The sequence below is a fragment of the Bacillus sp. BF2-3 genome, from assembly GCF_008368795.1.
GTDB lineage: Bacteria > Bacillota > Bacilli > Bacillales > Bacillaceae_G > Bacillus_A > Bacillus_A cereus.
This window is the reverse complement of record NZ_QOSA01000031.1, coordinates 17,792-42,818: the sequence shown is the minus strand read 5'-3', so window position 1 is coordinate 42,818 and position 25,027 is coordinate 17,792. Positions and strand designations below refer to the sequence as shown.

Sequence of the window (25,027 nt, the reverse complement as noted above, 5' to 3'; positions counted from 1 at the left end):
TCTCTCATTTCTTTTGAATTATTTGAATATTACTTAATTTAAGAATATATGAAAACGGTTAAATCGTCAATAGTTTAAAATCATATTCAAACATTTTTTTCATCCCCCTAATTTTGTGTACACAAATGATTTACACAAAATTTCCAGACGTGCTATAGTCTCACTAACAGATGCAAAGGGGCGAAATTTCAGTGACAAAACGAAAAGATATTCATTTTCGAATTGAAGAGAAATTACTTGAAAGGTTTGAATCAGCACTCCATTACGAAGGTTTAAAGAAAACAGATGTATTAACACATGCAATCCAACAATTTTGCACAAAGGTGGAATGTGACAAAATGAATGATGTAAAACGTCAATATAACGTTAGCAACCATTTACAAACACGCATCGACACACATACACATTACGAAGAAAAACACGTAGATTTAGATAAGATCGTCATTGAACATTTACACCTTCAAGGGGATGAAAACATATTAGAGGTTGGGTGCGCTAGTGGAAAATTCCTTTCCCTTTTACAAACAAATGGTCATAAAGACCCATTAACCGGGTTTGATCAATCCGAAGCTATGCTTGCTGAAGCTGCTAAAATAAATAACTTAATAGAATGGAAACGAGGGGACGCTAGTAAACTTCCTTTCGAAACAAATTGTTATGACCTAATAATTGCAAGACATATGTTATACCATGTGAAAGATGTTGAAAAAACAATTCAAGGCTTTTATAAAGTCATTCGTTCTGGCGGAACACTTTTAGCTACAACAAATTCTAAAGTTTCATTACCTCGTATAGTTGAAATGTGTAACAACATGCTTGACGCATTTGATCTACCGAAAACATCACCAGCAGTCTCTCCATTTTGTTTAGAAAATGGTAAAGAGATAGTAGCATCTGCTTTTCCAACGGTTGAAGAAACAGTTATTCATAATGCGCTCGTTTTTCATCATGCTACCCCAATAGTAAACTATATTTCCAGCATGTTTCCATCGTTAAATATACCCGATAATATGTATCTTCAAGCCGAGATGAAAGAATGGCTAACAGAAGAAATCAACAAGGAATTATCGCTCCATAACGGTATATGGCGCGATCCAAAAACGTTAGTAATTTATCGGTGTAAAAAAGCTAGCATTTGCTAGCTTTTACACGTTTTCTCGTAAAAGTTTCTCCATTACTACATTGCCTTTACCACAATAAAAATCTGTATTATGTTCGTCTGCCACTCCAAAATAAGAGGCAATCGCTATTCCAAATGGTACAAATGCATGCCCTTGTGCTGTAATGATATTTGAGTGTTGCACAACTTCTTCATACACGAAATTTTCTACTGGAAAACAATCGAATTTTTGATAATCTATAGTCGCAGTATAAGAAATCCCTTTAAATAACCCTGCTTTTGCTAGCGCATACGGTCCAGCACAAATTGCCGCCACTAATTTTTCTTGTTCGTGAAATTGACGAATGACTGAAAAAAGAGATTTCGCATCTTTCAACTGTACTTCTTCTCCACCTGGAATAAGTACCCCCTCATACTCATCTACACGTACTTCACTTACTTCTATATGTGGTTGCACTTGCAAACCTGTTTCACTTATAATCAATTCTTTTGTTAAGCCCGCTGTAATGATTTCAAATTTATTTTTCAGCAATGCCGTCGCTACTGTTATTTCAAACTCCGCAAATGTTGGGTATACAAATAAAAGTATTTTTTTCATAGCCCTCTCTCCTTTAACCAGTCCATAAAATATACCTCTAAATCGTCAACTGTTAATCTATTTGTGTCCACATAAGTTACAGGAAATTGTTTATACCAGTCTTTTTCAGTTTCTGCTAATTTAAATTGCTCCTCAAATGTACTTCTGTTTCTTGTTCTATCATTATTTTTTCTATCATATACATTCTTTTTCGTAACATCTAAGTAAAAAATCACATCCGAACGGCATTCTCTTAATTTATATAATTCATCTTTCAATTCAGTTTCTATATCCCACTCTTCTCCTATACTCGTTGGATAAAAGAGTGTAAAAAACTCAATGTCTTCTGGTCCGCGATCAAAAATTACGACTGAATCTTTCACATTTTGAAACTCCTTTATTTTTGCTTCCATAAACATTTTTTGATTCATAATAAACCCTACTTTTGAATTCATATCTAAATTCAATTTTTTTCGCTTCTCTACAATTGGATATGGATTTTCATATATAACTCGAAACCCTCTCTTTTCTAACCTTTTTGCTAATGTTGTTTTTCCGCTAGCCATCGGCCCTTGCAGTGAAATTACGTATGTCACACCTCTCATTCCCTTACACTTTAGTACACCTATAATATACAGAATCTTGAAAACTCTCAACATTATATATATCATCTTGTTTCTTATTCTTATCTAACTTATAATGAAAAATAGAGATTATGACGGACGCATCAATAATGTAAGCTTGGAAATCCAAGCTTACATTATTTTTTGCTTTCCCTTTTCTAATAAAAAGAGTATACTAGATTAGAACGTATGTTCTTAATAATTACATACAGTAAGGAGATAGAACAATGGTATACGACACAAAAGCAATTTCTTGGAATGAATCTTTAAAACAACTTCAACGCCGCTATACAAACAAACAAGTTGACCGAAAAGAATTTGAGGATATTGAACTGATGGAATTCTTCCGCGATAACGACTACATTTCTTTACCTACACACATAAGCGGCCTATCAAAAACACGTTTTACTTCTTACTCTATTTTCACAACTGAAGATAAAGATCGTAAAGTTGGCACATTAATCATTGAATATGTAGAAGATGATAATAATAATTTACATGTGGAACAACTATACTTTGTTTAAATGATAACGCTTGGTCAAAATGACCAAGCGTTCTTGCTTTCTATGAATCTCACTGTATATAATATGAATAAAAGAAAACCGCTATCATTAAGGGGGGATATGCTTGCTCGAAGGATGGTTCAGTTGGTTCATTGTATTATGGACGGTTATTTTATTAGGGCTTATGTCTATCGGTGGATACTTTATGTTCAGAAAATTTTTAAAACGTTTACCAAAAGAAGACGGCATGTCCATTTTGGATTGGGAAGAACACTACATAAATAAAACGAGACATTTATGGGCTGACGAACAAAAACAATTGTTAGAAGAGCTTGTAAGTCCTGTTCCAGAACTATTTCGCGATGTTGCAAAATCAAAGATTGCTGGAAAAATCGGGGAACTTGCATTACAAGAAAATGCCTCTCAAATTACACAAGACTTAATTATTAAAGGATATATCATTGCCACACCAAAGCGTGATCATAAATTTTTAATTAAAAAACTACAAGAAAAAAAGATTGATTATTCTAACTATCGATCTTTACTCGCAAAGTAACTTCATATTATTTTCGATAAAAAAGACAGCGCCTTTGACGCTGTCTTTTTATTTGGTACATATACAGTTTTTAAGTTAGCTTCATATCTTTTTCATTATAAAAACCATCTTCTTTTTCCATTTCCTTTTGTAATTTCGTAAAGGAACGGTACATGGCAATTCTCCATGACACAATCATCGCGAACGCCAGTAAGAAGAACATGCCACTAAGTTGTCCTAAATCAAGAGATTGGCTTAAGTATGTTTTAAATACAATCCGCACGACAAGTAATCCAATTAATATAAAAACAAACGCTTTTGAACGCTTCAAATAAATCTCTTGTCCTCTAATTTCAAATTTAGATGTTTTAATAAGAAAAATAGAGAAAAACAAACCGACGCCAATTGCTTCTAACATTTCCGCTGGAGTTAATCGAAATTCAGGAAAAACATACATCAATGCTCCCGTGCTCATAAAAAATGGCGGAAGTATAATTTTTTTCAATGTTGCAGGTTTCTTAGCTGCTTTTAAACGAATAAACATCGCACCGACAGCCATACAAACAGCAACGATACTTGATAAAAGAACTATGTTCATATTTTCTCATCCTTTTTTGTGACTATATGCAAAATATACTTTCATTATATGCTTTTCCGTTAGTATTTCCAACATTTTCGCAGAATAATACTAAAAACCGGTAAAACCACCAAATAAACTTGAGAAATATACGATAATTTTCGTCATCCAGTTAAAGTATAGGAAGACCCCCATAACAATCATAATATATCCTCCGACTTTCATGAAGGCCATACTATTTCTTTTAATCCAAGACATTTTCGTAATAAAGAATGACAGTACGAAAAACGGGATAGCAAATCCAAGTATGTAAGCAATCATGTAAATCATTGCTGATTCTGGGTTTGTTGCTGCTAATCCAATTACCGACACTAGAATTGGTCCGGTACATGGCGTCCACCCTGCTGCAAAGGCTAATCCAATTAGTACTGATCCAAAATAGCCACTTGGACGATTTTTAAATGTAAATTTACGGTCTTGCATTAAAAATTTCGGCTTAAACACCCCGACAATAATTAAGCCGAACACGATGATAAATATACCACCTAACTGTCTGATTAAATCTTTATAGTCAGTAAAGATTCCCCCAATAAAACTTGTACCAAATCCAATTGCAATAAATATAATTGAAAATCCAAGTAAGAAAAACGCTGTATGTATCATACTTCTTTTGCGAAGCATTGCATTTTCTTCTTTCAATTCAGAAACCGACATACCTGTTATGTACGATAAAAATGCCGGATAAAGCGGTAAGCAACATGGGGAAATAAATGATAAGAACCCGGCGCCAAACGCTAAAAAAATACTAATATCTTGCATCATTCCACTCCTCTCCCTAAATATTGTAACAAAAACACATAAAAATACTATGAACAATTCGTGAAATCACTTTTACAACGTGGCAATAAGAAAAAAGTACTTCCTCACAGTTTCTAATAAAACGTTTTCATTTCCTTCTATTATATAGAAAAAACTCAAATGGATTATGAAACTCCTTTAATTGTCATTACCATAACAAAGGTAACATAGTTTCTCAAATAATTAGCACGTTACTAGTACGTCTATATACATATTGGTTTAAAAAATATTTTTTTCAAATGCCGGTTCTATACAATGCAAAGTTGATTTTATAATACTTCTACTATTAATAATTTCAAGATTATGCATAAATATCATACTTTTATTATTATTCTATAAAATGTCATACTTTTCTTTCATTTGACCCTTTATTTCTAATTTTGTATACTTCCCTCTAGTTATATATTTTCGATACGGAACAACTTCATATAGATGGGAGGAATTTTTCATGCTTCGTTATTCTCTTTTAGTTTTATTAGGAGCGTGTAGTTATGGAATTTTAGCTATTTTTGTTAAGCTTGCATATGCAGAAGGATTTTCACTTGGAGAGGTAATTGGCAGCCAATATTTGTTCGGTTGGATTATTTTGCTTGCTATTACACTTCTATTTTCTAGACATCGCGTTCCTTTAAAGCAAGCATTACTTTTATTCGTTGCAGGAACATCTGCAAGTTTTACCGGAATTTTTTATTATGCTTCATTAAAAACTGTACCAGCTTCTATTGCAATTATTCTTTTATTCCAATTTGTTTGGGTCGGAATTATCATTGAAGCAGTCGCAACAAAAACATTACCTTCAAGAGAAAAAGTTATTTCTGTTATTTTCTTACTTGTAGGGACATTTTTATCAAGTGGTTTACTTGAACAATCAGCAGGTGCTTTCGATACGACTGGGATCATTTTAGGTTTATTATCTGCTGTTACATTCGCAACATACATTTTCGTGAGCGGAAAAGTTGCTGTTGAAGTACCTTCATTACCGCGCGGTGTTCTCTTAATGACTGGTGCTTTAACTTTAGTCATGATTGTATTCCCACCAACATTTATTTTTAATGGTGCCATTTCTCAAGGTCTTTGGAAATACGGTTTAGGATTAGGAACATTTAGTATCGTAATTCCATCTATTGCCTTTACAATCGGTATTCCAAAAATCGGTTCTGGCTTAGCAACTATTCTTGGTGCAGCGGAACTACCAGTTACAACAATTATGTCCGTATTCGTTTTAAAAGAGGCTGTACTATCTTCACAATGGTTCGGTGTATCACTTATTTTAATCGGGATTGCAATCCCGCAAATTGCATACGCAATGCGTGGACGTTATCGTAAACATCATACGCATAAAAAAGTCGCAGCATAAAGCGAAACTTTAATTAGTTGAACCAATCGGACTGCCCATTAATACGGGATAAACGAGAGAGGATTTTCATTTGAGAATCCTCTCTTTTATTGTTGTATACTTATGATAAATATTTTGCTGAAGAAAGAAGGCATACTACATGGTATCTATTTCAAATCAACTAAAAGAAAAACTTATTTCCATCCGTCGACATTTACATGAGTATCCAGAACTATCATATGAAGAGTTCGAAACAACAAAAGCAATAAAAAATTGGTTAGAAGAAAAAAACATTACTATCATTGACTCCAATTTAGAAACAGGAATTATCGCTGAAGTGTCTGGTAATAAAAACGGGCCAATTGTAGCAGTTCGTGCTGATATTGATGCCCTTCCTATTCAAGAAGAAACACATTTGTCCTATGCATCTAAAGTACGAGGAAAAATGCATGCTTGTGGACACGATTTTCATACAGCTGCCATTTTAGGTACTGCTTTCTTATTAAAAGAAAGAGAATCTTCCCTAAATGGAACGGTTCGCTTCATATTCCAACCAGCTGAAGAAAGTAGTAATGGCGCTTGCAAAGTTATTGATGCTGGACATTTACGTAATGTGCAAGCGATTTTCGGCATGCATAATAAACCTGATTTACCAGTAGGTACAATTGGCATTAAAGATGGTCCACTGATGGCTGGAGTTGATCGATTTGAAATTGAAATTCACGGAGTTGGTACACACGCGGCTGTACCAGATGCTGGCGTAGATCCTATTGTCGCATCCTCTCAAATTGTGATGGCACTGCAAACAATTGTAAGCCGAAATATAAGTTCATCTCATAATGCGGTTGTTAGTGTTACAAATATTCACGCAGGAAATACGTGGAACGTAATTCCTGAAAAAGCTACGTTAGAAGGAACGATTCGCACGTTCCAAGCTGAAACACGTGAAAAGATTCCAGCACTCATGGAGCGTATTATTAAAGGTGTATCTGATGCATTAGGTGTAAAAACGAAATTCCGTTTTTATTCAGGTCCTCCTGCTGTTCACAACGATAAAGCTCTTTCAGACTTATCTACTCAAGTTGCCACAAAGATGAATCTTAATATCATCTCGCCTAGTCTATCAATGGCTGGAGAAGATTTCTCATTTTACCAACAGGAAATACCAGGTTCATTCGTCTTTATGGGAACGAGCGGTACACATGAATGGCATCATCCTGCTTTTACAATTAATGAAGAGGCACTGCCTATAAGTGCAGAATACTTTGCTTTACTAGCCGAAAGAGCACTTAAACAATTCTCATAAAAAAAGCCGTTCAAAGTGCATCTCAGCACCCTGAACGGCTTTTCTTATTAAGTTAAATCACGTTTTAAAAACACAGTATATGAAATACATAAAAATACGAACAAATAAAGTAGCAACATACATGATGCAAACGGGAATGTTACTCCATCAATAAAACTTCCGTTCTTTGAAATACTATATAAATCTGTGTTTGCTGGCAATAAATATTTCGCCCAGTTATATCTAGTGGCTGCTAATAACGCAATATTGCCTGATAAAGCAAGGAATAGTGAAATACCAATTGCACCTCCACTAGATCTCGTTAACACAGAAATCATAAATGCAAACGATGCGTACACAACCGTTGGTAACCACGATAAAACATAATATTTACTTGCTTCTACAAAAATGTTTTGTTTTATTATATTTCCATCTTGGAAAATAAACTCACTCCATGCAGGCTGTTGGAATTTATAAATAACAAGTCCACATAAAGCGGAGAAGATCATATTAAATATAAATAATAAAGCTGCAAATATAACGATTGCTAAAAATTTTGCTGTTAAAATTTTAAAGCGACTCGCTGGTCGTATCGTTAAAAATTTATATGTTCCCCAGCTATATTCATTCGCAAAAATTGTACTTGCATACACGAGGATAAATGGGAGCAAAATTGGAAATACGATAAAACCTGTATCTCTCATGAAAGAAAGTGGAGAACTGCTTGCCGGTGCTGTATCCGTATCTAAATGCTTCATCTTAAGCTGGTATTCTTTTACAAGCTCATCCCCTGATTTTTCTGCTAAAATAGCTTCTTTTTTCATGCCAAGCTTTTTCTCAATTTCTACAGTTCGTTCTGTATAATCTACTTTCCATCCTTTTGTTTCCGGTTCAAAATACTTTACCGTAACCCATCCTAATCCGATTATTAATACTGCAATAACTGCAAATGGAATAATCGTTCGCTTCCGCTTAAATATTTTATACAGTTCGTTATATACTAAATTAAACAATATCTTTTCCCCCTGTTAATTCTAAAAATTGCTCTTCTAACGTTTTTCTTTCTTCATATACACGATACACTTGAATATTTTTCTCAAGCAATGTACGAATAACATTTGGGATTTCTTCATCTTTTACATTAATAAGTAATTCATTATCTTTTACTAAAACATCATGCCCTAATATTTCTGCTGCTTTATTCGCATCATCTACACGTATACGGATCGTCTCCATCTCTTCGCTTTGGCTATGCTGAATATTTTGCGTAGCCACATATTCCCCGTGCTGAATAATGATAACTCTGTCACACATTAATTCAACTTCTGAAAGTAAGTGACTTGATACAAGTACAGCTTTTCCTTGTTCATGTGCAATTTTTTTTATGTACATTCTCATTTCATGTATTCCACTAGGGTCTAATCCATTTGTCGGTTCATCTAGTATCAACACGTCTGGATCGTGAATAAGTGCCTGAGCGATTCCTAAACGTTGTCTCATGCCGAGTGAATACGCTTTTACTTTGCGATCAATTACTTGTCCCATCCCTAACAATTTCACTACTTCATCGATACGTTCTTCGGTCACATTACCATTCATTCGTCCGAAATATGTTAAATTTTCATAGCCGCTCAAAAAAGGATAAAATTCAGGTGTCTCAATTACCGCTCCAATTTTCGCAGCTGTTTTTTCGAATTGCTGTTTCACAGATTGACCATCAATCCATACTTCACCTTCTGTCATACGGATCATACCAACCATCATTCTCATTAAAGTCGTTTTTCCAGCACCGTTTGGTCCGAGTAAACCGACAACCTCGCCTTTTTTCACTTCAAAACTAATATTTTGTACAAGTGTCTTTGATCCGATTCGCTTCGTTAACCGATCGACTTTTACAATTGATTGTTCATTTGTCATTCTATACAACCTTTCCTTCCCATTCTTTGTCAGGTCTTTTCACTGTAACATGATTATTTTTATGTGTAAAATGGAAAAAGGCATGATTTCTCATGCCTTTTTCTTGAAATGCAACGAATTTTTATCTTGTAAACTTTGAACAAATCGAAAACATTGCACCATCGATAATAGAAGGATAACAATCATAATTATACTCACTACTACTATTGCATATATTGTAATCGGTGCACTATTTATCCCTTGTATTCCTGCTATTCTTATAAAGATAATCGTAAATAATTTTAAAAATAACATCCCATTAACTAATCCAAAAACAAACGCTGCTCCATAAATGAATAATTGCTCCTGACATAATAAACATAGTACTTCTTTTCTTTTTATATTTTCTGCTACATAAGATGTAAACTCCTCTCTCCTCACTAGCAAAAGGGAGTACATCATTTTATATGTAGTAAAAATACATATGAAAATTAGTACAATAAACAGTGTGTAAAAATACATTTGAAATACAAATGCATCCCCTACTTTCAAAATAGCTCCTTCATTAAATTGTAACGATATCATAAAAAACAAAATCATAATACTCATAGCAATCCACATAAATTGCTTCATCCTTTTGGTAGCAAATGTTCTAATATTTTTTCTCGCTAACCGACATAAAGACATAAAATTCTTCCCCTACCTTATTACATACGCATTCTATACTACTAGTGTATAAAAATATGACATTTTAAACATCGCACTACAATCGGAATTTCTTCTAAGTCTTTAGTCCTAGAAAACGAAATGATAAAAAATCACATTTAGAATATAATTGTAAAAAGGAGGAGATTGCATGCGTATAAAATTACTATCAATCTTGTTTTTATTATTACTCACAAGTTGTAGCAAAATAAAAAACAATGAAGTTGCCATTGTTGAGCCATACAAATTAACAAAAGAGCAAGCTTCTATTTTACAAATGACTCCTTTTCAAGAAGGAAATAGCATGTTTTATAACGTTACGCTTAAAAATGATAAAGATGAAATAAATGCTACAATTGATTATTATAACAATGGTAAAAAAACAAAAGAAATTGCTAATATAGCTACCTCACATTTTTCAAAAAAGAAAGTAACGCTTTCTTTTTTACCACCACATTTCCAATTCGATAAAGATATACAAGAAAAAAGGCAGTGGTATATGAATATTGAAGGTGCTTCAACGCTTGTTCATGAAGAAGCACCACCAAGCGTAAATAGCTCCGCAACTACTACAATCCAATCTATAAAAAATTTAAAATACAATCAAAAAACAATTTTAGCTGCTGTAATCCAAACAAGTAAAGAAACTGTAAGCGTCCCTACAATTGACGAAGACAAAGGTATTGATTTACTCTTAAAAGAAAATGAACACGTTTATCTATTTAGTATCGAGCTAAAAAAAGAACAATAAAGCGGAAATGCAACTTAAGTTGCATTTCCGCTTTATTGTTTAACAAGGTGTACTTTTATAAATCTGAATTAACTTCATTTTCTGTTACTACTATTACTCATCTTCTACTTCTATTCTTTTCTTCTCTCTTGCAATTTTTAAAAACTCTAGCAACTCTGGATTACTATTCATTTTTTTGTAAGCCACTGACATTTCTGCCACAAAATTAGAATCATATAATTCTTTATATACAACTTCTGTTTTATATAACTTATTTGCCGATACGGGTATTACTGTAATTCCAATCCCTGCCGCTACAAGCCCCATAACTGTTTGATACTCTGTTGCTTCTTGTACAATACGTGGACTAAATCCAACTTCTCTGCAAAGAGATAAAATTGTATCATACAAAGCTGGCCATACTGGTCTCGTAATAAATACAAACGGCTCATCTCGTAAATCTTCTATATGTATTTCATCTTTCTCTGCAAGTGGATGTGCCTTTGGTAAACATAAGGTACAAGATAACCTTTGAATTGGCTCTAATTCTAATAATTGTGTTGGAATTGGTGGACGTAAAAAGCCAATATCAATACGGTTATCATGAAGTGCATGAACTTGATCTGGTGTTGACAATTCATGTAATGCAACAGACACTCTCGGAAATTTCTTTCTATATTCCCTAACAATTGATGGTAAAATATCATATATCGCCGCACCTACAAAACCAATTGAAAGTGATCCTACTTCTCCCCTTTGCGCACTTTGTGCAACTTCTACTGCTTTTTCAATTTGTTCAAACGCTTTTTTTACTTCTTTTAAAAACATTTCTCCTGCTTCTGTTAGTTCAACCTTTCTTTTCGTTCTTGAAAATAATGTAACTCCCATTTCTTTTTCTAATTGCTGTATTTGTTGACTAAGTGGTGGTTGTGTCATTTGTAAACGAGCAGCTGCCCGTCCAAAGTGTAACTCTTCTGCCACAACAACAAAATATTGCAAATGCCGTAATTCCATTTTTGGACACCCTTTTCACTTTCGATTAATATGTCTAATATATTAATAACATATAATTTATATATTAGACAAATATTTTGAATGAACGTATAGTAGAAATTGTTAATTCTTTTTTACAATTTTTATGTAAAAAAAGAAAGAGGTGGTTACTGTATGAAATGGTGGAAGTTAAGCGGACAAATTTTGTTACTATTTTGTTTCGCTTGGACAGGTGAATGGATTGCAAAACAGGCACACCTCCCAGTTCCAGGAAGTATAATCGGTATTTTTTTATTATTAATTTCGTTAAAATTTAACCTAGTTAAGAAAGAATGGATACAGGACGGAGCAGATTTTTTATTAAAAGAACTTATTTTATTTTTCATCCCTTCTGCAGTCGCTGTCATACGTTACAGAGATACACTAACACAATATGGAATCGATCTCATTTTAATTATTATGATTAGCACTCTTTGCGTTACCTTAGTTACAGGACTTTTAACAGAATTGCTACTAAAGCGGAAAGGATCAACGCAATGATCGGATTTCTTTGTTTACTATTAACACTATTCACATATTGGATATCAAAAAAAATGTATCAACGTTGGAATTGGAGTCTACTTTCTCCTCTTCTCGTCTGTCCCATTATTTTAATTGCTTTATTGCTCGGATTAGATACACCTTATGAAACATATGAATCTGGTGGTCACTGGTTAACTGAATTATTAAAGCCCGCAACAGTTGCTTTTGCATGGCCAATCTATAAATATTTTGATTTGTTAAAGAAACATGGAATGGCTATCTTACTTAATGTCATTGTCGGTTCGTTTTTATCAGTCATTACTTCAGCACTACTAGCAAATTATTTTCAAATTGATTCATCACTAGAACATAGTTTAGCGCCACATATCGTAACAACACCAATCGCAATGGCTATTTCAGAAATGATTGGTGGTATGTCACAATTAACTGCTGTATTTGTCGTTTTAACTGCCTTAACAGGAGCATTGCTCGGTCCTTCTCTCATACGCATTTGCCGCATTAAAACAGCAATCGCAAAAGGTATTATGTTAGGAACGAGCGCAAATGGAACCGGTACATCAAAAGCATTCGAAATCGGTCCTGTGGAAGGAACAATTGCAAGTTTATCCATGCTTTTAACAGCAGGCGCTAGTTTAGTTATCGTTCCGCTTTTCTTGTCTTGGATACATTAAAGAAGCAAGTATTTACATACTTGCTTCTTTATCTATATATTGGCACAGCAATTCATAATCCTCTGGAAAAGCTAAACACAATTGTTCAATTTCATGTATCCCTTTCCAAGCAATTTCATGTATTAACTCATCAGGATCTTGGATTTTCATATTACCGCCTATTTGTTTAACAAAATAATAATGGACATACACTGGAACACCGTATGTAATACCCTCTTTTTCATATATTTTATTTACCACTTCCACATTGTAACCTGTTTCTTCCCAAACTTCCCTGATACAACATTCTTCTAGTGTCTCTCCCTTTTCAAGTCCTCCACTTGGGACAGACCATCTTTTTTCTTCTCCCTCTTTGCCCTGCAGTACCATTAAAACTTCATTTCTTTCATTTACACATACCGCTGCACTACCTATCCATCTCTCCATAAACATCCCTCCCCTACTAAAATTCGCCCTCTTTTTTATTTTCCCCTTGAAAAAAAGAGGAAAATAATAAAACAATGACGAAAAATTATATCAACTTCATAGACAATCCTTTTTTAGAAATTAAAACTGGAAGGATGAAAATATGATTTCTAATTATGTTGTGGAATGTGTCTTTTGTGAAGAAAATCGAAAGGCTCGCCAAGCTATTGTCACAGTTCCCGCGACTACTCAGCTACTAGCCATTGAAAAAGTGCGTGCGGAATGCAAACGTCGCTTTGGAAAAACTGTATTATTACAAACAGAAATTAAAGAAAAAATTGTTTTTGAACAAAAAGAAAGCCGACCATAAATTGGTCAGCTTTCTTATCCGATCATATTTTCACATGAAGATTAGGGGCATCCTCTTTAAGGATCGGGATTTTCCCATTATGTACGTTCCATAATGGTCATCGAACAATATATTTCTATGCAATTAACTATTGAATAGAATAGGGCAAAACTTGTTCGCATTTTTAGAAAAGGGATAGGGATATAATTCAAGTAGTACTTCGAATACTCGAACTTTACACTCATAATATTAAAACAAATCCTTTTATATGGGAAATATGAATTACCTACATAATTCATTCGTAAAATATATTAATAGTTTGCTATATTAATTTTATCCCACTATTTGTAAGCAGTAACCCCCTACTTATTATAATTTCACCTTACTCCATCAATAGCATACATCCAGCTAAAACCGGTGTCATAATCATCGAAAACCTCAAAAGCATTCGCGGTGCATAATTTGTAAACTTCGCGCCAATATATGCCCCTAACATGGTCCCAATTAATACTTGCAATAACAATATATAATCTAAATATCCTTCCGAACTATATCCTAGACCGCCTCCAATTGCAATCGGTAATATAACAAGCATTGTTGTCCCTACAGATTGCTGAATCGTTAATCCCAATAGAACCATTAATCCAAGCTGAATAAACGGTGCAGAACCAATCCCAAATGAACCAGCCATCATTCCAGTAACTAATCCAAGGCATATACATTTCAACAAGTAGTTCATGGAAAACTCTTTATGCTTATATAAAGATGACTGTTCTTTGTTTTGGAACATAATTAATTTAATAAACATAAAAATTGCCGATAAAAATAACATCCCAGCTGTAAACCAATGAAGAAGATGTGCTGGTATAAGTGAACCAAATTTAGAACCAATATAAGAGCCAATTGCGCCAAATCCCCCAACAATCCCGCCTATAATAAGTGCTACATTACCTTCACGGTAATGACTGACAACACCTGATAATGTCGTAAACGCCATTGCAGTTAAAGATGTTGCAAGAGCAACATGAATAGGAATATGAAATACTAAAGTGAGTATCGCGATAATAAACCCAGCTCCTCCAGCTCCAACAAATCCTAATAAAATACCCATTACTAACATTGTTATAATAATTGCCACAGACTTTCCCTCCAGTAACACAATTATCCATCATATTTATCCTTACATACAAATAAAAAGCATCCTAGATGGATGCTTTTTATTTCAATGATATGTACTTAATCTTGATTAATCAAAATAACCGCTGGACCAGCTACTACTACTCCAGCTACTTCTATTTTTTCAAATTCCTTTACTGTAATAGATATAACTCCTTCTCTTTCCATCAATTCTTTACTCAGGACATCAGTCGGGATTGCTTTCACCGTCTTACCTCCTTTTCATTTATACAATATGATAAAGTGAAACTTTCATCAGTGGGGTTTTGGTCCGTACTTATTGATTATTAACCCTCACCAATCGGGCGAATAATCGCCCAATGCATCTATATATATGCATCACCTCCGCTTTCATTCCTTATTCCACTCAAAAACCTTCTCCCCCTTCCTTGACATATTGAAAAATAAAAAAGAAGCTATAACATATAGCTTCCCTCCACGTTTCTTTAATCTTTATGCACCGTATATTCCATGACTTTACCATCTCTATCAAATTGTAAAATAAGCTGTTCGCTATCTATTGGGATAAAGCCACGTTCAGTCCCAAGATAATACAAAGTGATAACTCCTTCTCCCCCACTTCTCGTTTCCGTTGGGGCTCCTAACAATTGTGTAATTTCTTCATTTGATTTCCCTATTAATTTATATTTTTGTAATAGATCATCTACCATATGTACCCGCTTATCTGCATGATTTAACCATCTATTTTGATTAAACTTTGATGTATATTCATTTACACTTAGTTGTACAGTGCACACTATTAATGGTATGAGTGCTACTATTAACCCCCCCAACATTTGCTTCTTTTCTTCATTACGATTTTTAGAAACATATAAAATAGCCCTTTGAATCATGACTAATAAAACAAATGGTATGAATACTACAAAAATGCTCCTTACACTTAAGGGTATATGGACCATATCAATGACGAATATAAATACAATGTACATTACTATATACAAACAAAAATAGACATACAAAAATAGACATACAAAATGCCACGTAGCATAGCGTTCAGAAAGATCTCCCCTTTTAACTCACTATATAATTCATCCGGCTAATCATTTCTCGAATCTGTTCTAATTCTTGCACTGTATATACTATTTTTCCTGCTAAGATTTCATTTCTGAAGAACGTTACAATTTGCTCCCGATCTTTTAATCTAGGTGTTTCCTCACTTGAAAGATCTATTATTTCTTTTCCATTTTCATTATAAAAATATACAACTGGTTTTACCTTTTCTTTTATACTATTAGCCTGCATTTCTTTCAAACAATTGTATAAAATTTGAGATAGTTTCTTCGCCTTATATACTGGATTCCCTTCATTTTTCACTTGTATAGTTGCCGAATCTTTACCTACTATATATTCAAATGTCTCTTCTTTTTCAAGTTCTTGTTGATACTTACCCATTTCATCAATCATAAATGAATATATACCAGCATTTTCTTTCGTTAAACCATGAATTAATTTCTCTTCCCATTCTTTCGTCTCAAGTAGATAAATACCAGTTTTGCACAAAATGAGATGATGGATTCGATTATCGTTTATTTCACTATTATTTTTAATAAAAACATTCGGCATGATTTCAATTTCAGCATCTAATATGATGCCTTGCTCTATGAATCCTCGCTTCATATAATGTAATGTTTCGTACGTATTCATTTCAGCGCCGTTTTTAGTATATTCTCGTAAATTTGCAATTAATTTTTGAAACATATGTATTTCGTTATTATGTTTATTTTGTATTTCACCACGTTCTTTACTATGTTGCATAGCTAATTGATTCTTCATCATACGCATATTTTCAATTTCTCTATTTGCACTTACTTGTAAATCATTGTATTTTTTCTGTTCCATATTTTTTAAATTATTTTGTTGTTCTTTATGCTCTATCACCGTAGCTGCAATTTCGTTTTCATACGTTTCAATTGCTTGTTTCTTTTCAAATTCTACTTGCTGACTCTCTGATTCTAACTGTTTATTTTTATAAAACAGCACAAATACTACAGCTAATAATATTAAAACCGCACCTATTAGCACATAATTCATATTTTTACCCCTTTATTTCATTTTCGATTATTTTTTATAAATATATCTATTATAGTATACTATGGTTTCGATATAGACTTTGTAAAAGTTGTATATTTTTAATAAAAGGCACCTCTGACGGGGCACCTTTTATTTTCACTCTATTGTACACCATACTGAATATAACTTGGATCATAGTATATCCATTGATTTGTCCCTAAGCAAAGCCATCCATCTTGCTTACTCCATACTCGATACGATTCACCATGATGTAACTGTCTTATAACATTTCCATTTAATGATGGAGCATCACGCAAATTTACATTATCACCAGTAATAGTCGCCACATAATGTTTATACTGAATATAACTCGGATCATTATATACCCACTGATTTGTCCCTAAACAAAGCCATCCATCTTGTTCTCCCCAAACTTCATATGTTTCGCCACGATTCAATTGGCGAATTACACTAGACTGCAAAGATGGTCCACTTCTCAAATTCACATTATCTCCATTAATTATAGCAACCCCGTACACTGGAGTTGCATTATTAGGCGGGGAAACATTACCTCCACCACTTGCTCCATTCCCTTTTAAAGCTTCTAATGAAACTGCAGCTGATACATCACAATTTCCTACGCCTGAAATTTGTCCTGAATCTGTGTACTGCCACGCTGTCCACGTTGTCCATCCACCAGCATCAGCAGGCGGTGTACTCGAGTATTTAGCAATCCAAAGCGGTATATCACTTAATCCGCTAATTCCGAACTCATTAATATACCAAACTCCTGTATATAACATTACATCTTTTCCAGTAGCCTGTTTCACATAATTTATGAAGCTTCTTGCCCAATTCGATATAGCGTTACCAGTTAAATTACTGTTACTCGGATCTATTGGTGATTCTAAATCCAGAACTGGCATTAAGTCTGTCTGGTTATTTTGTAATATACTCACAAAATATTTTGCCTCTGAAATTGCATCATTTTGTTCTGGGCGTGCAAAATGGTATGCACCAATTAATACATTCGCATTTCGTGCTGCTTGTACATTCTTAGTAAAAGTAGGATCAATGTAGTTTACACCTTCTGTCGCTTTTGCATACGCTGCTGGAATTCCAGATGCCTTCACTGCATTCCAATCAATATTCCCTTCCCAATGAGACACATCAATAAACGTAACATTTGAACTTGATCTGTTTTGCATATAAAATCTCCTATCATTTTTTTACTTCGTATACATACAATATGTACAAGTTTCATAAGAGGACACGACATTTATGCTATAGAAACAAAGAGTAAACATATTTTGTATACAAAATAAAAAAGACCTTGTATTACAAGGCCTTTTGCAAACTCACTTTATTTTGTAGCAAATACATATTATAATACAAACCTTGCTCACTTAATAATTCTTGATGTGTCCCTCTCTCTACTATCTCTCCATCATGCATCACAAAAATTTGATCCGCATCTTGAATTGTAGATAACCTATGCGCAATGGCTATCGTCGTTCTACCTTTTCGCATTTGTTGCAACGCTGTTTGAATAGCCTCTTCTGTTTCTGTATCGATATTAGCTGTTGCTTCATCTAATACTAATACTTTCGGATTCGTTGCTATCGTTCTAGCAAAAGCAATTAATTGTCGTTGACCGCTTGAAAATGCTGCACCTCTTTCTACTACTTCTGTTTCATACTGTTTTGGTAACTTTTCAATAAACGTATTCGCTTGCACAAATCGAGCAGCTTCTTTTACTTCTTCATCCGTAATTTCTTCATTATACATACGAATATTTTGCTTTACATTTCCAGCAAATAAAAATGCATCTTGCAATACGAGTCCTATTTTCTTTCTAATTTCTCGTTCTTCAAATTTTTCTAAATCTACACCGTCTATTACAATATTTCCTGACTTAATATTATAAAATCGCATTAACAAATTCATAATCGTACTTTTTCCGCTACCAGTATGCCCAACAAAAGCAACCGTTTGCCCTTGTTTCACGTGAAATGATACATTTTTTAAAACGTCACGCTTTCCATCATATGAAAAAGTAACATTTTTAAATTCAATATCTCCATCCACGATTTGAGGATTCTCATTGCCTTTTTGAACCGGTGCTAAATCTTTCTCGTCCATTAAATGAAATACACGTGATGACGAAACAAGTGCCTGTTGGAAGAAGGACAATTTCATCATCATCTCATTTACAGGTTGGAAGAAACGATGTATATAGTTAACAAAAGCATATAAAACTCCTACTTCAACAGGACTCTTTAAAGCATCAATCCCAAATAAACCTAGTACTAACGCAATAGCTACAATATGTACTAAATCCGTAGCTGGTCGTAAAAGTAATGCGTCTAACTTCAAAGTACGTCGCCCTGCACTATAATGTTTATTATTCACTTCTTCAAACTCTTTTCTCATACGTTTTTCTTGTCTGAACACTTGAACAATATTCATTCCTTGTATGGACTCGTTCAACTTTGCATTTAACACGCTTAGTTGATTACGTACTTCTAAATAAAAAGCTGCACTTTTCCGGCGATATAATACCATAATCGCAAACATTATCGGAATTAATACGAGAGAAAATAGCGCTAATTTTACATCTAATAAAAACATCGCTACTAAAATACCTACTAAAAAGACTACATTTTTTACAAATGTTGATAATACACTGACATAAAAATCTTTAATCGCTTCCGTATCATTTGTTATACGCGATACAAGTGTACCAATCGGCGTACGATCAAAGAAACTTAATGACAGCTTTTGAACATGTTCATATACTTCAACTCGCATATCTTGAACAATCTTAAAAGCAATGTTCTGAAAGTACAATAGATTTAAATACGTAAATAGTACTTTTAATAAATGAGCAACTATGTAAATTACAAATAAAGTAACGAGCGCTGATCGTTCAAAATCCCGCGGTACTAGGTGTTCATCGAGGAATTGTTTAATTAAAAAAGGACCCATCATTTCCGTTACTGTCGCACCAACTAAAAAGATAAATGCTAAAGATAGTAACCCTTTATATGGCTTCATATAGGAAAGCAATCTACTTAAATCACTTCGCTTCTTCTCTACCATCATACGCCTCCTTTCTCGACTAAAGCTTCTAATTGCTGGCTTTCATACATTTCCTTATACCAGCCGTTTTCCTTCATTAATTCCTCATGTGTACCTCTTTGTACAATTCTACCTTCATCAACAACAAGAATAAGATTGGCATGCTGAATTGCACTTAATCGGTGTGCAGTAATAATCGTCGTTTTCCCTGCTCTCTCCCTCTTTAAGGCACTTAAAATCGTCTCTTCTGTTTTTGCATCTACCGCTGATAAACAATCATCCAAAATTAAAATTTCAGCATTTGTTAATAAAGCACGAGCAATAGAGATTCGCTGTTTTTGACCACCAGATAACGAAACACCTCTTTCCCCTACTACTGTTTCATATCCTTCTGAAAATTGGAGGATGTCATTATGAATACAAGCAATCTCTGCTGCTTGGGTAATTTCATTATATGTAGCATCCGCCTTTCCAAAGGCAATATTCTCGCCAATACTTGCTGAAAATAAAAAATGATCTTGCGGCACGTATGAAATGGCAGAACGGACACCATGAAGTGTTATATCTCGAATATCTCGCTCCCCAATTTTTAATTCACCATTAAAATGATCATACTCACGGATTAAACATTTTAATAAAGTCGTTTTCCCTGCGCCTGTACGTCCTACAACTCCTAGCGTTTCGCCCTTCTTCAAATCAAAGTGAATATCGTTTAAATGTAACAATTCATTTTTCTTATACGAAAATGAATCAACGGCAAACGAAACATTACCGCTCGCTATTGTATGTACAGCATTTTCGCTATTTACTACATCTGATTTTTGTGAAAGAATTTTTTCTACACGGTCATATGAAGCACGCCCACGCTCCATAATATTGAATAACCATCCAAACGCTAACATTGGCCAAACGAGGGTACCTAAATATGTCGTAAATGTAACGAGATCACCTACTGTTAATTCACCTCTTACAACTAATACCGATCCGTAACATACTGCGATTAAAAAAGAAAATCCAACGATAAGAGAGATTGTCGGATCAAATAACGAATCAATACGTGCAACTAACACATTTTTATGTACAACATCTTCTGATTTTCTTCGAAACGCCTGTAAATCTTCTTTCTCTTGTCCAAGCGAGCGAATCACTTTCATTCCACTCATACTCTCTTGCACTTTATCATTGATTTCCGAAAACGATTGCTGTGCTTTATGAAACCTTTTATGTAATAAAGTTCCATAATAATTTGTCGAAATAGCTACAATCGGCATTGGAATTAAACTTAATAATGTTAACTTCCAACTAATTGTAAAACCCATCGCTACGAGTACACATCCTCCGACAGCTAATGAGTCAACAAGCGTCAAAACACCTGCTCCAGCAGTTTGCTGGATCGCTTGAATATCATTGGTCGCATGTGCCATTAAATCACCTGTCCGATTTGACTGATAGAAAGATGGACTCATCTTTGTAAAATGTTCATACAAATTTTTTCGTAATTGGCGAGCTAATTTTAATGAAGACCCGAAAATCATAATACGCCATATGTAACGTAATATGTACATCGTAATACCTACAATTACTAATAGTACAACCCATTTTAGTAACTTATCGGTCGTCAATGTTCCATCATTAATTTCATCTACAACGATTCCAATTACTTTTGGTGCTACAAGTTCTAAAAGTGCAACGCCAAACAATAAAATAATTCCAGTTATGTACGCTCGTTTTTCTTGTTTAAAAAACCACGCTAAATTCATAAACACTTTCATTTTTTTCCTCCTCCCTTAAAATGAGCGATGTTTTCAGTTTACCAAAAATACAGAATTTTTAAAAGTTTTAAAAACTATAACTAACAAAAAGAAAGACACTCTTAGCGAGTGTCTTTTAGCGCTTATTTCATTTGTTGCTTGTTCATTGCGCTCATCATTTGATTGATTTTCTTTTGGGAAGGTTTTTGTCCCATTTGCATCATCATCATTTTTAACATTTGTTCGTTAATTGGTGGATTTTTTTGTAAGTAATTCATCATGTATTTGCGGGCAATGAAAAATCCTAACGCCACGCCTGCTACTAGTGCTACTACGCCCACTAGAATACCTAACCAAATTGGCATATATTTTCCTCCTTCATGTTGTCTACCTTACAGTGTACTAAAACCTTTTCAATAAGACAAGATACAATTCGACATTTTTTACACATATGTTCGTACTTGTTTTAGAGGATTCAGCCATCCGTACTTTGTATTTTCATAATCCATAGCTAAAAATGTTAATTCACACTTTCTTAACACCTCAAAGAACGTCGTTTCCATAGAGACATTTCCAGAGGTATTCATACGAATATAGTGCGGTTTCACCATTATTTCGCCGTACTCCGCTCCCGTATAAAGTGTATGTGTATGATGTGTTCTATCATATTTACCAAGAACGCGCAAAGCTTGTTCTAATTTATGATGAATTTTCATTACTTGCAATGGCATCGTTATATACATCATTTGCTTATATAACACTTTTTTCTCCGAAAGGGACCCAGATTCTGAAAATCGAGCAAATAAATCAAAAAACAAATATTCACGACCAAAATAAGCTTTCGCAATATCCTCTTGAATTAAATACAATTCATACGTTTTCATTTTTCCACTCCCAATCTGGACAACCTTTTCTCTTCATTATATATAAGAAAATTTGCAATGATTGTCTGACTGCGGAGAGATAAAAAACTTTTTCTGTCGAAAAAACTCATTTACATAGAAAAACCTCTCCATGCCGGAGAGATTTTTCTGAAATGATTAAAGCATTTCTTTTACTTTACGAACAACGTTCTCTACAGTAAATCCATACTCTTCCATAATCTTCTCACCAGGAGCAGAAGCACCGAATGTATCGATACCTAACACATCTCCTTCAAGACCTACGTAACGGTGCCATCCGAATGTAGCACCCATTTCGATTGCGAAACGTTTTGTTACTGCTTTTGGTAATACAGATTCTTTGTACTCTGCAGTTTGAGCTTCGAAGCGATCCATAGATGGCATGCTGACAACAGCTGCGTCAACGCCGTCTACTGCTAATGCTTTTTGAGCTTCAACAGCTAGGCTTACTTCAGATCCAGTTGCAAGTAAGATTACGTCAGCCGTTTCTTTCTTGCTTGCAGAAACTACATATGCACCTTTTGCTACTTTTTCATACGTATCATCTTTTGCACCTTCTAATGTTGGAAGGTCTTGACGAGTTAATACTAAAGCAGTTGGTTTGTTTGTAGATTCTAAAGCTAGTCTCCAAGCTGCAACAGATTCGTTACCATCAGCAGGACGGATAACAGAAACGTTTGGCATTGCACGAAGCGCTGCTAATTGCTCGATTGGTTCATGTGTTGGACCATCTTCACCAACAGCGATACTGTCATGTGTGAATACATACGTTACTGGCAATTGCATTAATGCTGCAAGGCGAATTGCTGGACGTAAGTAATCAGAGAATACGAAGAACGTACCACCGTAAGTTTTTAAACCACCATGTAGTGCAATACCGTTCATTGCTGCACCCATTGCGAACTCACGTACACCGTACCAAATGTTTTTACCGCTGTAATCATCTCTTGTAAAGTCTTTTTCGTTATTCATGTATGTTTTGTTAGAACCAGCAAGGTCAGCAGATCCACCGAAGAATGATGGTACAGACTCTGCAATTGCATTAATTACAGCACCAGAAGAATTACGAGTTGCTGCTTTTGATCCTAATTCATAAGTTGGTAAGTTTTGCTCCCAACCTTCTGGAAGTTGACCGTTCATTGCTGCTTGGAATTCGTTTGCTAATTCTGGGTATGCTTGTGCATATTCACCTAGCATCGTGTTCCACTCAGCTTGCGCAGTTTCACCAACATCTTGTACTGTTTTACGGAAGTTGTCATATACTTCTTCTGCTACGTGGAAGTCTTGCTCAGCAGTCCAAGCATATGCTTCTTTCGTTAATTTTGTTTCTTCTACACCAAGTGGAGAACCATGTGAAGCTGATTTTCCTGATTTGTTTGGAGAACCGAAACCAATTGTCGTTCTTACTTCAATTAGCGTTGGGCGTTTTTCGTCAGCTTTCGCTTCTTCAATTGCTTTCGCGATTGCTTCAATATCGTTTCCATCCTCAACACGGATTACTTGCCATCCGTATGCTTTGTAACGATCTTCTACACTTTCAGAGAATGAACGATTTAAATCGCCATCTAATGAAATATCGTTTGAATCGTAAAGCACAACAAGACGACCTAATTGTAAATGAGCAGCTAATGAAGATGCTTCAGCAGAAACGCCCTCCATTAAATCTCCATCACCACAAATAGCGTATGTATAATGATCTACTACATTATACGCATCACGGTTATATTTAGCAGCTAAATGTCTTTCAGCCATTGCCATACCTACAGCAGTTGCAATACCTTGTCCAAGTGGACCAGTCGTTGCATCTACACCAGCTGTATGACCATACTCAGGATGTCCTGGAGTTTTGCTTCCCCATTGACGGAAGTTCTTTAAGTCATCCATTGTTACATCATAACCAGATAGGTGAAGTAGGCTGTATAATAACATTGAACCATGACCTGCAGATAATACGAAACGATCACGGTTAAACCACGTTGGGTTATTTGGATTGTGTTTCATAAATTGAGTCCATAATGTATAAGCCATTGGTGCTGCACCCATTGGCATTCCTGGGTGACCAGAGTTTGCTTTTTCAATCGCATCGATGGATAATGTGCGAATCGTGTTGATAGAAAGTTGTTCGATTGAATGTGACATGCTATTCTTCCCTTCGCTTATATTAGTAAACGTTTTATACATTTATATGATAGCTTCCCACGCAAGATTATACAACATGTATCGACAAATATGTTGATATTTTTTTGATTTTTTATAAAAAAATCAATGTATCCGGGAATGTATGGGCATTCAATATGACATACTTTTTCATTATTTTTATTTTAAAAAGAAAGGGAATTATCTGTATATTTATACAAATTTCTTCTACACTTACTTTTTT

At 34.5% G+C, this 25,027-nt stretch carries 28 protein-coding genes and 1 pseudogene; 9 read left to right on the top strand and 20 right to left on the bottom strand.

Features of this window, described 5'->3' with window-relative positions:
• The first annotated feature begins 191 nt into the window (after positions 1-191).
• Positions 192-1,142 carry a class I SAM-dependent methyltransferase gene (locus tag DN401_RS21900; RefSeq protein WP_149287928.1) on the top strand — a complete coding sequence of 317 codons (951 nt, stop codon included), beginning with the start codon at positions 192-194 and terminating at the stop codon, positions 1,140-1,142.
• A gap of 3 nt (positions 1,143-1,145) precedes the next feature.
• Here DN401_RS21900 and DN401_RS21895 read toward each other — a convergent pair whose 3' ends face one another.
• A complete protein-coding gene (locus DN401_RS21895) occupies positions 1,146-1,718 on the bottom strand; it encodes a DJ-1/PfpI family protein (protein ID WP_000722200.1) in 573 nt (190 codons plus the stop codon).
• Positions 1,715-2,302 carry an AAA family ATPase gene (locus tag DN401_RS21890; RefSeq protein WP_033688984.1) on the bottom strand — a complete coding sequence of 196 codons (588 nt, stop codon included), beginning with the start codon at positions 2,300-2,302 and terminating at the stop codon, positions 1,715-1,717. Before DN401_RS21890 ends, DN401_RS21895 begins: the two co-directional genes overlap by 4 nt.
• A 245-nt stretch (positions 2,303-2,547) precedes the next feature.
• Here DN401_RS21890 and DN401_RS21880 point away from each other — a divergent pair, with 245 nt between their 5' ends.
• Positions 2,548-2,844, top strand: coding sequence for a hypothetical protein (locus tag DN401_RS21880; protein ID WP_000262401.1), 297 nt, complete (start codon positions 2,548-2,550; stop codon positions 2,842-2,844).
• Between the two features lie 103 nt (positions 2,845-2,947).
• A complete protein-coding gene (locus DN401_RS21875; protein ID WP_000889373.1) occupies positions 2,948-3,379 on the top strand; it encodes a DUF2621 domain-containing protein in 432 nt (143 codons plus the stop codon).
• Between the two features lie 70 nt (positions 3,380-3,449).
• On the opposite strand, the gene DN401_RS21870 is transcribed toward DN401_RS21875, so the two are convergent.
• The 3 genes and pseudogenes from DN401_RS21870 to DN401_RS30500 form a co-directional block, all read right to left on the bottom strand.
• The gene (locus DN401_RS21870) at positions 3,450-3,956 is read right to left on the bottom strand and encodes a CcdC family protein (protein WP_001028439.1); all 507 of its coding nucleotides are present in this window, start codon (positions 3,954-3,956) and stop codon (positions 3,450-3,452) included.
• Between the two features lie 90 nt (positions 3,957-4,046).
• A complete protein-coding gene (gene ccdA / locus DN401_RS21865; protein WP_001152676.1) occupies positions 4,047-4,754 on the bottom strand; it encodes a cytochrome c-type biogenesis protein CcdA in 708 nt (235 codons plus the stop codon).
• A gap of 16 nt (positions 4,755-4,770) precedes the next feature.
• Positions 4,771-4,919, bottom strand: a pseudogene (locus DN401_RS30500) (peptidase T).
• Positions 4,920-5,241: 322 nt separating this feature from the next.
• On the opposite strand from DN401_RS30500, the gene DN401_RS21855 reads away from it, so the two are divergent.
• Together DN401_RS21855 and DN401_RS21850 are read left to right on the top strand one after the other, a co-directional pair.
• The gene (locus tag DN401_RS21855) at positions 5,242-6,150 is read left to right on the top strand and encodes an EamA family transporter (RefSeq protein WP_000947043.1); all 909 of its coding nucleotides are present in this window, start codon (positions 5,242-5,244) and stop codon (positions 6,148-6,150) included.
• A 139-nt stretch (positions 6,151-6,289) separates the two neighbouring features.
• Positions 6,290-7,435, top strand: a complete 1,146-nt coding sequence (locus DN401_RS21850; RefSeq protein ID WP_000253674.1) for a M20 peptidase aminoacylase family protein — start codon at positions 6,290-6,292, stop codon at positions 7,433-7,435.
• 47 nt (positions 7,436-7,482) lie between these two features.
• On the opposite strand, the gene DN401_RS21845 is transcribed toward DN401_RS21850, so the two are convergent.
• From DN401_RS21845 to DN401_RS21835, 3 genes are all read right to left on the bottom strand, one after another.
• Entirely contained in the window at positions 7,483-8,427 is a 945-nt protein-coding gene (locus DN401_RS21845) for an ABC transporter permease (RefSeq protein ID WP_000482759.1), read from the bottom strand.
• On the bottom strand, positions 8,420-9,331 hold the full coding sequence (locus DN401_RS21840) for an ABC transporter ATP-binding protein (RefSeq protein WP_000180622.1): 912 nt from the start codon (positions 9,329-9,331) through the stop codon (positions 8,420-8,422). Before DN401_RS21840 ends, DN401_RS21845 begins: the two co-directional genes overlap by 8 nt.
• A gap of 90 nt (positions 9,332-9,421) precedes the next feature.
• Positions 9,422-9,997, bottom strand: coding sequence for an ABC transporter permease (locus tag DN401_RS21835; RefSeq protein WP_000050617.1), 576 nt, complete (start codon positions 9,995-9,997; stop codon positions 9,422-9,424).
• Between the two features lie 169 nt (positions 9,998-10,166).
• On the opposite strand from DN401_RS21835, the gene DN401_RS21830 reads away from it, so the two are divergent.
• Positions 10,167-10,766 carry a histidine kinase gene (locus DN401_RS21830; protein WP_098214153.1) on the top strand — a complete coding sequence of 200 codons (600 nt, stop codon included), beginning with the start codon at positions 10,167-10,169 and terminating at the stop codon, positions 10,764-10,766.
• Between the two features lie 93 nt (positions 10,767-10,859).
• Here DN401_RS21830 and alsR read toward each other — a convergent pair whose 3' ends face one another.
• On the bottom strand, positions 10,860-11,759 hold the full coding sequence (alsR, locus tag DN401_RS21825) for an acetoin biosynthesis transcriptional regulator AlsR (RefSeq protein WP_000423234.1): 900 nt from the start codon (positions 11,757-11,759) through the stop codon (positions 10,860-10,862).
• Between the two features lie 153 nt (positions 11,760-11,912).
• On the opposite strand from alsR, the gene DN401_RS21820 reads away from it, so the two are divergent.
• Positions 11,913-12,278, top strand: a complete 366-nt coding sequence (locus tag DN401_RS21820) for a CidA/LrgA family holin-like protein (RefSeq protein WP_000872365.1) — start codon at positions 11,913-11,915, stop codon at positions 12,276-12,278.
• Positions 12,275-12,952, top strand: coding sequence for an LrgB family protein (locus tag DN401_RS21815; protein WP_000578954.1), 678 nt, complete (start codon positions 12,275-12,277; stop codon positions 12,950-12,952). The genes DN401_RS21820 and DN401_RS21815 overlap by 4 nt, the downstream gene beginning before the upstream one ends.
• Before the next feature lie 12 nt (positions 12,953-12,964).
• Here DN401_RS21815 and DN401_RS21810 read toward each other — a convergent pair whose 3' ends face one another.
• Positions 12,965-13,378 (bottom strand): NUDIX hydrolase, encoded by a 414-nt coding sequence (locus tag DN401_RS21810; RefSeq protein ID WP_000442981.1) that lies wholly within the window; start codon positions 13,376-13,378, stop codon positions 12,965-12,967.
• A gap of 142 nt (positions 13,379-13,520) precedes the next feature.
• Here DN401_RS21810 and DN401_RS21805 point away from each other — a divergent pair, with 142 nt between their 5' ends.
• Positions 13,521-13,727, top strand: coding sequence for a DUF3903 domain-containing protein (locus DN401_RS21805; RefSeq protein WP_000625222.1), 207 nt, complete (start codon positions 13,521-13,523; stop codon positions 13,725-13,727).
• Positions 13,728-14,088: 361 nt separating this feature from the next.
• Here the strand turns inward: DN401_RS21805 and DN401_RS21800 are convergent, their stop codons facing one another.
• The 10 genes from DN401_RS21800 to tkt all read right to left on the bottom strand — a co-directional run bounded on the left by DN401_RS21800 (position 14,089) and on the right by tkt (position 24,786).
• Entirely contained in the window at positions 14,089-14,844 is a 756-nt protein-coding gene (locus tag DN401_RS21800) for a sulfite exporter TauE/SafE family protein (protein WP_000974659.1), read from the bottom strand.
• A gap of 98 nt (positions 14,845-14,942) precedes the next feature.
• Positions 14,943-15,089, bottom strand: coding sequence for a BC1881 family protein (locus tag DN401_RS21795; protein ID WP_000644411.1), 147 nt, complete (start codon positions 15,087-15,089; stop codon positions 14,943-14,945).
• A 239-nt stretch (positions 15,090-15,328) separates the two neighbouring features.
• Positions 15,329-15,832, bottom strand: coding sequence for a hypothetical protein (locus DN401_RS21790; RefSeq protein ID WP_071741034.1), 504 nt, complete (start codon positions 15,830-15,832; stop codon positions 15,329-15,331).
• Positions 15,833-15,914: 82 nt separating this feature from the next.
• Positions 15,915-16,934 carry an NERD domain-containing protein gene (locus DN401_RS21785; RefSeq protein WP_025689692.1) on the bottom strand — a complete coding sequence of 340 codons (1,020 nt, stop codon included), beginning with the start codon at positions 16,932-16,934 and terminating at the stop codon, positions 15,915-15,917.
• Between the two features lie 140 nt (positions 16,935-17,074).
• Positions 17,075-18,121, bottom strand: a complete 1,047-nt coding sequence (locus DN401_RS21780) for a GH25 family lysozyme (RefSeq protein WP_001181393.1) — start codon at positions 18,119-18,121, stop codon at positions 17,075-17,077.
• Positions 18,122-18,251: 130 nt separating this feature from the next.
• Complete coding sequence (locus tag DN401_RS21775; protein ID WP_000229520.1) at positions 18,252-20,015, bottom strand: ABC transporter ATP-binding protein; 1,764 nt, start codon at positions 20,013-20,015, stop codon at positions 18,252-18,254.
• Entirely contained in the window at positions 20,015-21,766 is a 1,752-nt protein-coding gene (locus DN401_RS21770; RefSeq protein WP_000862455.1) for an ABC transporter ATP-binding protein, read from the bottom strand. The genes DN401_RS21775 and DN401_RS21770 overlap by 1 nt, the downstream gene beginning before the upstream one ends.
• Positions 21,767-21,888: 122 nt before the next feature.
• Entirely contained in the window at positions 21,889-22,110 is a 222-nt protein-coding gene (locus tag DN401_RS21765; protein WP_001123317.1) for a YneF family protein, read from the bottom strand.
• A 78-nt stretch (positions 22,111-22,188) separates the two neighbouring features.
• Positions 22,189-22,629, bottom strand: coding sequence for a sporulation inhibitor of replication protein SirA (gene sirA, locus DN401_RS21760; protein ID WP_000860645.1), 441 nt, complete (start codon positions 22,627-22,629; stop codon positions 22,189-22,191).
• Positions 22,630-22,785: 156 nt separating this feature from the next.
• On the bottom strand, positions 22,786-24,786 hold the full coding sequence (gene tkt / locus DN401_RS21755; RefSeq protein WP_000019766.1) for a transketolase: 2,001 nt from the start codon (positions 24,784-24,786) through the stop codon (positions 22,786-22,788).
• Positions 24,787-25,027: the final 241 nt, after the last annotated feature.

Bases quoted from the DNA above. Each gene is read 5' to 3' on its own strand.
- DN401_RS21820 (WP_000872365.1), top strand. From the start codon at position 11,913: ATGAAATGGTGGAAGTTAAGCGGACAAATTTTGTTACTATTTTGTTTC.
- DN401_RS21895 (WP_000722200.1), bottom strand. From the start codon at position 1,718: ATGAAAAAAATACTTTTATTTGTATACCCAACATTTGCGGAGTTTGAA.
- DN401_RS21870 (WP_001028439.1), bottom strand. From the start codon at position 3,956: ATGAACATAGTTCTTTTATCAAGTATCGTTGCTGTTTGTATGGCTGTC.
- DN401_RS21835 (WP_000050617.1), bottom strand. From the start codon at position 9,997: ATGTCTTTATGTCGGTTAGCGAGAAAAAATATTAGAACATTTGCTACC.
- DN401_RS21780 (WP_001181393.1), bottom strand. From the start codon at position 18,121: ATGCAAAACAGATCAAGTTCAAATGTTACGTTTATTGATGTGTCTCAT.
- DN401_RS21805 (WP_000625222.1), top strand. From the start codon at position 13,521: ATGATTTCTAATTATGTTGTGGAATGTGTCTTTTGTGAAGAAAATCGA.
- DN401_RS21880 (WP_000262401.1), top strand. From the start codon at position 2,548: ATGGTATACGACACAAAAGCAATTTCTTGGAATGAATCTTTAAAACAA.
- DN401_RS21790 (WP_071741034.1), bottom strand. From the start codon at position 15,832: ATGTACATTGTATTTATATTCGTCATTGATATGGTCCATATACCCTTA.
- DN401_RS21775 (WP_000229520.1), bottom strand. From the start codon at position 20,015: ATGGTAGAGAAGAAGCGAAGTGATTTAAGTAGATTGCTTTCCTATATG.
- alsR (WP_000423234.1), bottom strand. From the start codon at position 11,759: ATGGAATTACGGCATTTGCAATATTTTGTTGTTGTGGCAGAAGAGTTA.
- DN401_RS21770 (WP_000862455.1), bottom strand. From the start codon at position 21,766: ATGAAAGTGTTTATGAATTTAGCGTGGTTTTTTAAACAAGAAAAACGA.
- DN401_RS21840 (WP_000180622.1), bottom strand. From the start codon at position 9,331: ATGACAAATGAACAATCAATTGTAAAAGTCGATCGGTTAACGAAGCGA.
- DN401_RS21765 (WP_001123317.1), bottom strand. From the start codon at position 22,110: ATGCCAATTTGGTTAGGTATTCTAGTGGGCGTAGTAGCACTAGTAGCA.
- DN401_RS21815 (WP_000578954.1), top strand. From the start codon at position 12,275: ATGATCGGATTTCTTTGTTTACTATTAACACTATTCACATATTGGATA.
- DN401_RS21810 (WP_000442981.1), bottom strand. From the start codon at position 13,378: ATGGAGAGATGGATAGGTAGTGCAGCGGTATGTGTAAATGAAAGAAAT.
- tkt (WP_000019766.1), bottom strand. From the start codon at position 24,786: ATGTCACATTCAATCGAACAACTTTCTATCAACACGATTCGCACATTA.
- DN401_RS21785 (WP_025689692.1), bottom strand. From the start codon at position 16,934: ATGAATTATGTGCTAATAGGTGCGGTTTTAATATTATTAGCTGTAGTA.
- DN401_RS21850 (WP_000253674.1), top strand. From the start codon at position 6,290: ATGGTATCTATTTCAAATCAACTAAAAGAAAAACTTATTTCCATCCGT.
- DN401_RS21830 (WP_098214153.1), top strand. From the start codon at position 10,167: ATGCGTATAAAATTACTATCAATCTTGTTTTTATTATTACTCACAAGT.
- ccdA (WP_001152676.1), bottom strand. From the start codon at position 4,754: ATGCAAGATATTAGTATTTTTTTAGCGTTTGGCGCCGGGTTCTTATCA.
- DN401_RS21855 (WP_000947043.1), top strand. From the start codon at position 5,242: ATGCTTCGTTATTCTCTTTTAGTTTTATTAGGAGCGTGTAGTTATGGA.
- DN401_RS21890 (WP_033688984.1), bottom strand. From the start codon at position 2,302: ATGAGAGGTGTGACATACGTAATTTCACTGCAAGGGCCGATGGCTAGC.
- sirA (WP_000860645.1), bottom strand. From the start codon at position 22,629: ATGAAAACGTATGAATTGTATTTAATTCAAGAGGATATTGCGAAAGCT.